This window comes from Bacteroides cellulosilyticus DSM 14838 (assembly GCF_000158035.1).
Classification (GTDB): Bacteria; Bacteroidota; Bacteroidia; order Bacteroidales; family Bacteroidaceae; genus Bacteroides; species Bacteroides cellulosilyticus.
Genome location: NZ_EQ973489.1, coordinates 114,122 through 119,124, shown reverse-complemented (window position 1 = coordinate 119,124; position 5,003 = coordinate 114,122). Strand labels below are relative to the sequence as shown.

The 5,003-nt window shown below is 32.8% G+C and carries 5 protein-coding genes; all 5 read right to left on the bottom strand.

The window, feature by feature from the left end; genetic code table 11:
- Positions 1-150 precede the first annotated feature (150 nt).
- Positions 151-1,254 (bottom strand): 6-bladed beta-propeller, encoded by a 1,104-nt coding sequence (locus BACCELL_RS03370; RefSeq protein WP_007210139.1) that lies wholly within the window; start codon positions 1,252-1,254, stop codon positions 151-153.
- A gap of 47 nt (positions 1,255-1,301) precedes the next feature.
- The gene (locus BACCELL_RS03365; protein WP_007210138.1) at positions 1,302-1,859 is read right to left on the bottom strand and encodes a hypothetical protein; all 558 of its coding nucleotides are present in this window, start codon (positions 1,857-1,859) and stop codon (positions 1,302-1,304) included.
- A gap of 5 nt (positions 1,860-1,864) precedes the next feature.
- Positions 1,865-2,989, bottom strand: coding sequence for a 6-bladed beta-propeller (locus BACCELL_RS03360; protein ID WP_007210137.1), 1,125 nt, complete (start codon positions 2,987-2,989; stop codon positions 1,865-1,867).
- A gap of 113 nt (positions 2,990-3,102) precedes the next feature.
- Positions 3,103-3,381, bottom strand: a complete 279-nt coding sequence (locus tag BACCELL_RS03355) for a hypothetical protein (protein WP_157133870.1) — start codon at positions 3,379-3,381, stop codon at positions 3,103-3,105.
- A gap of 138 nt (positions 3,382-3,519) precedes the next feature.
- A complete protein-coding gene (locus tag BACCELL_RS03350) occupies positions 3,520-4,629 on the bottom strand; it encodes a hypothetical protein (protein ID WP_007210135.1) in 1,110 nt (369 codons plus the stop codon).
- Positions 4,630-5,003: the final 374 nt, after the last annotated feature.

Below are 5,003 nucleotides of genomic sequence, written 5' to 3'. Positions count from 1 at the left end.
CCCCATCAGACAAGATAAGCCCGTGGCATACAACCATCCTTTTCTCATAATTCTTTGTATGTTTTCTGATTCAACATTTATAACATCTCCGCAAACTGTTATTTTTTTAGTTTTAAAAACTAAGGTTTATCGTTAAAGAAGTAAAAAGGCTTATTTAAAACGCGACTTTTCATACAATTCCTTCTTATTGATTATGAACAGTGATTGATTATTCTCTATATTTTCACAATCTTCCAACGCCATTATAACTTTATCCTTATCTACTTTGAGAAAAGAAGCTAAACGATATTTTCCTCCATTCACTTCTGCCGGTAGAATATGAGTAGTTGTATTATGAGTTTCCTTATTATACAGAGCCAACCTTACCGAGTCCTCACAAGAGAAAACAAAATAAAGATAGTTCTCTTCTTCATAAACATACCTGATAAGCGTTGCCAACTTTTTGTTTTCAGGCTTATTTACATAATCAATTAAGTCATAAACATCTTTATTGAGGCGCTCCACTGCCGGAATAGCATATTCCCCGAAGTTTACGAGATATTTAGGCTGAACCATACTATCATTTACTACCGTATAGATTGTATCACTCAAAGCTTCCCAATAAGTGATGAAACCACCATTATCATCACAATTCATAAAATCAAATAGTAGAAATCCGGTGTGAAGCGAATGGCCCTCCAGTGTCTGAGTTATCGTATATTTTTCATCCAACAATGAAAGGGCTGGCGTCACATACCCTGGAGTTCCATTAAAGCTATTCTTTGCTATATATTTATTTTTCCCATAAGGACGGATAAGCTGAGGAACACATTCTACATCCGAATTTTTTACAGCCTTTTCCGTACGCAAATAACGACCGGAAGGAGCAAAAACCAATACTCGACCCTGATTAAAATCATAAATACATAATTCTTCATTCTTAATAAAGAAAGAAGATAAATTCACATACTCCTTATTACCTTGTCCTATTCCGGATATGTTATATAAGTAATTACCCTCCGTATCAAACGTCAATATTTTATTTCTGGACCGTATAAAGTATTTGTCCTTAACCTGATCTATCGACACGATGTCATACAACAAAGAAGAGTCCGATGTCTCAAGCGGGATTATTCTGCCTCGCTGTAAAGGCAGTTCTACACTCTGCTCTACATCAACAAATATTTCGTTACTAAAATCAGAAGATGATTTAGTAGCGGTACAACTATATAGCAATGCTGTTATGCATAAAGTTAACATAATATTTTTACTCATATCAAAACTTGTTTATGAAATAAAATCATATATCGAAACTTCAGAATTCAAAATTCTGGCGTAAAATACCTTTCTTTGATTTGTTTCAAATAGGTATCTGTATATTTCCCATAATTCCTATCGGGTATGAACAAATGCTCTATTTTATTGTCAACAATTACAAAAAAGCAAACAAGGCTGGTATTATCTAAAGATATACCGAGCTTCTTTCTACCAATATTTATTGTGTTTTTCTCTTTAAATTTCTCATCTTTGGAATAATCAGATGCCAGATACAGTAGCGCTGAAGTTTCTTCATGTTTGGAAAAAATCTCTCTTATGCGTTCCTTTGCGTAGTTAAGGCATGCAGCACACGACTGAGAAGAATAATAGCACACAATTCGTGGTTGAACCGATTTAAGTTCATCGATATCAACAGGAGAATTGTCACAGAGTACTGAAGCTGTAAGATTATCTTGTACATACATTTCCTCAATAAAATGTTCATTCTCTCTATCTAAATCAGTCTGTTTTGACTCTGAATAAAAACAATAAAAAGTAATTGATGAAATCACCAAAATACAGCAAAGCAAAAAGAACTGTAATGAAATAATTATTTTCTTCATACTAGTTATTTAAAAACATATTTTATAATAATCGGATTATCATCATCTTTAATATTATCACATATTGCCTTGTTGGTATCATCTAAATCCTCAACATTTAGGACTAAATCAAGTTGCTGAGGCATATCTACAATATAATAGATTCCACTTTCATCAATCAACGATGGGATACAACGATGGCCTTCTATAAATGTATTAAAGACCATATGTTTTTTACTTTGTTTATCATATATCAATGTCCAGAATTTATTATCATAGGCAAATCTAGTAACATAATATCGTGAATTCTCAACATATGAAATAAAAGTATTAGCATATTTAGCACCGACAGTACGAGCATACTTATTATAATATTCATAGGATTCATCTTTCAAACCTGAAATATCAAAATTCTGTTTTCCAAAGTCCCAATGATATTTTGGCACCAACGAATTATGCTCAAAAGTAAATACATCTCCATTGTAAGATTGTACAAAATGCACTTTGTTTTCATATATATAAAATGGAGAATATGTATGATGATAAAAAGTTTTAAAAAACAAGAACCTAGGAAGATCATACATTTCCGAAATAATTTTCTTTTGGTCAATATCATAGACTACCATCTTATTTCCTTTTCTTGCCTCACAAAAAAACAGATAAGTGTTTTTGTTTAGTGCTATAAATCGGTGTGCAGCAGATACCTTCAACGGAAGAGATATGTTCCCTTTAAAGTCTTGTCCTAAACTATCATATCGAAAGATACCGCCCATAGGAGACAAAAGCTCCAAATCCCCTGTAGAAGGATTAAATCTAAAATCAGACAAGTCCGAATATTCTCCAGGTCCATTACCACATTTGTTTATTATATTAAATAATTTACCTTCATTATCAAATACAAATATTTTTTTCTGATCCTTATCAAATATATAAAGTTTCCCTGCATGATAAGTATATTCAGTGACATCTTTAATTAAGGATTCCTTTGATGATTCCAAAGGAGTAATCTCAATCTTTGAAAAATAGTCGTAGAAAGAAGGAGAATCAACTTTCTTCAAGTCAATTCTACATGTAGTATTATCGTGATTAGCGGTGTGTTGATTACAGGATATCATAAACAACGCACAGACAATTATAATAAATGTTCTCATTATATATTTATTTAATGACGGGGTAGCTAATTATATATCAACTCTCAGCCACCCCATCTAAATTTAATTATTATTTATTTACACAAAGTTCTAACACACCCATCCAAAATGAGCTACAATAGTCTAAAGTCCCCCTGCCATTGACAGAAAAAGCGACAATAACCATTGCCTTTTACCTCTGTTCTCTTCGCATAACATTTTCCACTTCCACCGCTTTTGCTACACGTAATCTCCACATCTCCGATTTCTCCACCATCAATAGGATCATCTTCCCCACTGATAGCCTCAATCGTCGATGTATTCATATCGTAAGAGCGATCAGAATTCAATACAGTTCTCACATTCAATGCAGTAATAGCAATAACCACAACTGCAAACATTACAATTTTCACATAACATTTTGATTATCTTTACATTCTCCATGTCTTACCTTGTAAGTGGTTGATACTAATAGTAGTCAACCCAATACAGGGTAAGACAGCAAAAGAAAAACAGAAATATTATTTTTTTTCATTATCTATTATAAAAAACTAATCAAAGACCTCATCCAAATCCAAATAATACACATCATCAGACTTTGGCCTTGTTACATATAATCTATTTCTAACTGTATCCAAAAACATTTTATCAATATCATAATCAGTTTCTAACTTTTGCACCAACCTACCATACCAATCAAAAACATGAATAGTATTGACACACGGAATTTCATACATTCCCCATCTGTCTCTTCCCCAATATAATGCATATATATAATTATCGTCAGCCTGTACTTCTACATAATAGTTTTTAATATTCTTCTTTCCTTGAAAAACAGAAAAATCATCTCCCCCTTCCATACGATATCCCACTACTTGTCCGGTTTCAAAGTCCAGAATATTCAATTGTGGAAGATGCCCCATTACTTGCACTATTTTAGTTCCATCAGGCTTAAAAGCATCAGCTGATGCGAAAAAATCTTCTGGAATGATAGGCGCCTCTCTGTTTTTTATTGTTTGCTTATAAATCGCATAATTCTTTAGTGCTTTATTTGTGTCAAGTGTCCGCTTTTGATAAAACAACAAAGTTGCATCCGCATCATTTATTGGAAATGGATCTACTCTAGCAAGTAATATATTATTATTCTGAAGATACATTTCATTATAACATGCTCCCCCATTTTCGTTCCTCCAAGTATATGGAATAACTTTATCAATAATAGTACTTCCCTGAGTAATGGATTGAGTTATATTCCAAATAAACAATTTCCCTTCATGAGGAGCGAATAGTAAAGTTTTTAAGTCATTTCCTTTTTTAAAAAATTGAAAAATAGGACCAAAAGCGGCAGCCTCCTCAGGTCCTCCCCCTTTATTACAAAAAGTTCCTATTTCTTCTCCTGTATTTATGTTGAATATATTATAAGAGCGATCAGGAAGTTTAGAATTAAAAAAAAACATGAGTGAATCATAGACTGCTATATAACCAAAATTCGCCCCATTTAAAATAACATTCTTTAAAGAGACCTTCTTTACCGCTTTACTATTATCCTCAATTATCCGAATCTTTCCATTGAAATATGTACTATCATCGCACCCCTCATGACAGCTAATACAAACAATAGATAAGAATATAAAGCAAAATATATATTTAATTCTTTCCATTTTTAGTTCTTCAAATTTTATAAGTAACCATATGATACATAAACCATTTTTTCTTCATTTTAGATCCCCAAAGTAAGCATCACTTATTCCCTTAATAAAAAGCAATGCCCGCTTTTGGGAAAATTGCAATATAGGAATTAGCTATTTAGTACACCGATCTCTTGCAGATTCAGAATATAAACCTGATGTCTCCGAAGGGCATGGATAGATTTGACCATCGTTAGATTGTCGATCACAAAAAACTTTGTAACCACTACTTGTTCCTCCATAACCTTGTAGATAACAGTAACCAACGCTAGTTCCACTCTCACCGCTTCCATTCGCTATCAGGCAGATAACCTCCTATATTCAGTTCCACCGCGGTCTTCATCATT

What these genes read in the sequence shown, in the direction of transcription:
- BACCELL_RS03360 (WP_007210137.1), bottom strand. Translation starts at nt 2,989, where the DNA reads ATGAGAACATTTATTATAATTGTCTGTGCGTTGTTTATGATATCCTGT.
- BACCELL_RS03350 (WP_007210135.1), bottom strand. Translation starts at nt 4,629, where the DNA reads ATGGAAAGAATTAAATATATATTTTGCTTTATATTCTTATCTATTGTT.
- BACCELL_RS03365 (WP_007210138.1), bottom strand. Translation starts at nt 1,859, where the DNA reads ATGAAGAAAATAATTATTTCATTACAGTTCTTTTTGCTTTGCTGTATT.
- BACCELL_RS03370 (WP_007210139.1), bottom strand. Translation starts at nt 1,254, where the DNA reads ATGAGTAAAAATATTATGTTAACTTTATGCATAACAGCATTGCTATAT.